This is a genomic window from Glycomyces arizonensis DSM 44726, from assembly GCF_000482705.1.
Lineage (GTDB): Bacteria > Actinomycetota > Actinomycetes > Mycobacteriales > Micromonosporaceae > Glycomyces > Glycomyces arizonensis.
In genome coordinates this window covers 1-1,646 of sequence record NZ_AXWO01000049.1, presented here as the reverse complement: position 1 = coordinate 1,646, position 1,646 = coordinate 1, and the positions used below count along the sequence as shown (strand labels likewise).

General features: G+C 58.2%; 1 rRNA gene. It reads left to right on the top strand.

Features of this window, described 5'->3' with window-relative positions:
* Positions 1-121 precede the first annotated feature (121 nt).
* Positions 122-1,646 (top strand): 16S ribosomal RNA (locus H613_RS28040); the annotation flags it as partial.

Genomic DNA, 1,646 nt, shown 5'->3' with positions numbered 1-1,646 from the left:
GCTGGGTGGTTTGGTTGGTACTGTTTTTGACTGTCTTTTCCTTGGGGCTGCTGGTCTGCTGAGATCGGTGGTTCCGGATAATCGGTCAGGGCATGCTTCGACACATACTTGTTTCAAGTTTTGGTTGGAGAGTTTGATCCTGGCTCAGGACGAACGCTGGCGGCGTGCTTCACACATGCAAGTCGAACGGAAAGGCTCCTTCGGGAGTGCTCGAGTGGCGAACGGGTGAGTAACACGTGGGTAACCTGCCCCCATCTTCGGGATAACTGCTGGAAACGGCGGCTAATACCGGATACGACTTGGTCTCGCATGGGACTGGGTGGAAAGCTTTTGTGGTTGGGGAGGGGCTCGCGGCCTATCAGCTGGTTGGTGGGGTGATGGCCTACCAAGGCGGTGACGGGTAGCCGGCCTGAGAGGGCGGTCGGTCACATTGGGACTGAGATACGGCCCAGACTCCTACGGGAGGCAGCAGTGGGGAATTTTGCACAATGGGCGGAAGCCTGATGCAGCGACGCCGCGTGAGGGATGACGGCTTTCGGGTTGTAAACCTCTTTTATCCATGACGAAGGCCAGCTTTTTGGTTGGTTGACGGTAGTGGTTGAATAAGCGCCGGCTAACTACGTGCCAGCAGCCGCGGTAAGACGTAGGGCGCGAGCGTTGTCCGGATTTATTGGGCGTAAAGGGCTCGTAGGCGGCTCGTCGCGTCTGTCGTGAAAGGCTCCGGCTTAACCGGGGTTTTGCGGTGGATACGGGCGGGCTTGAGGCCAGTAGGGGAGATCGGAATTCTACGTGTAGCGGTGAAATGCGCAGATATGTGGAGGAACACCGGTGGCGAAGGCGGATCTCTGGGCTGGTGCTGACGCTGAGGAGCGAAAGCGTGGGGAGCGAACAGGATTAGATACCCTGGTAGTCCATGCTGTAAACGGTGGGCGCTAGGTGTGGGGCCACGTTGGTTGGTTCTGTGCCGTAGCTAACGCATTAAGCGCCCCGCCTGGGGAGTACGGCCGCAAGGCTAAAACTCAAAGGAATTGACGGGGGCCCGCACAAGCGGCGGAGCATGCGGATTAATTCGATGCAACGCGAAGAACCTTACCTGGGTTTGACATCACCCGGAAAGCCTTGGAGACAAGGCCCTCTTCGGACTGGGTGACAGGTGGTGCATGGCTGTCGTCAGCTCGTGTCGTGAGATGTTGGGTTAAGTCCCGCAACGAGCGCAACCCTTATCCCGTGTTGCCAGCAAGTAGTGTTGGGGACTCGCGGGAGACTGCCGGGGTTAACTCGGAGGAAGGTGGGGATGAGGTCAAGTCATCATGCCCCTTATGTCCAGGGCTTCACGCATGCTACATTGGCCGGTACAGCGGGTTGCGATACCGTGAGGTGGAGCGAATCTCTGTAAAGCCGGTCTTGGTTCGGATTCGAGTCTGCAACTCGGCTCGATGAAGGTGGAGTCGCTAGTAATCGCAGATCAGCAACGCTGCGGTGAATGCGTTCCCGGGCCTTGTACACACCGCCCGTCACGTCATGAAAGTTGGCAACACCCGAAGCCTGCGGCCCAACCCGTTTACGGGAGGGAGTGGTCGAAGGTGGGGCTGGCGATTAGGACGAAGTCGTAACAAGGTAGCCGTACCGGAAGGTGCGGCTGGATC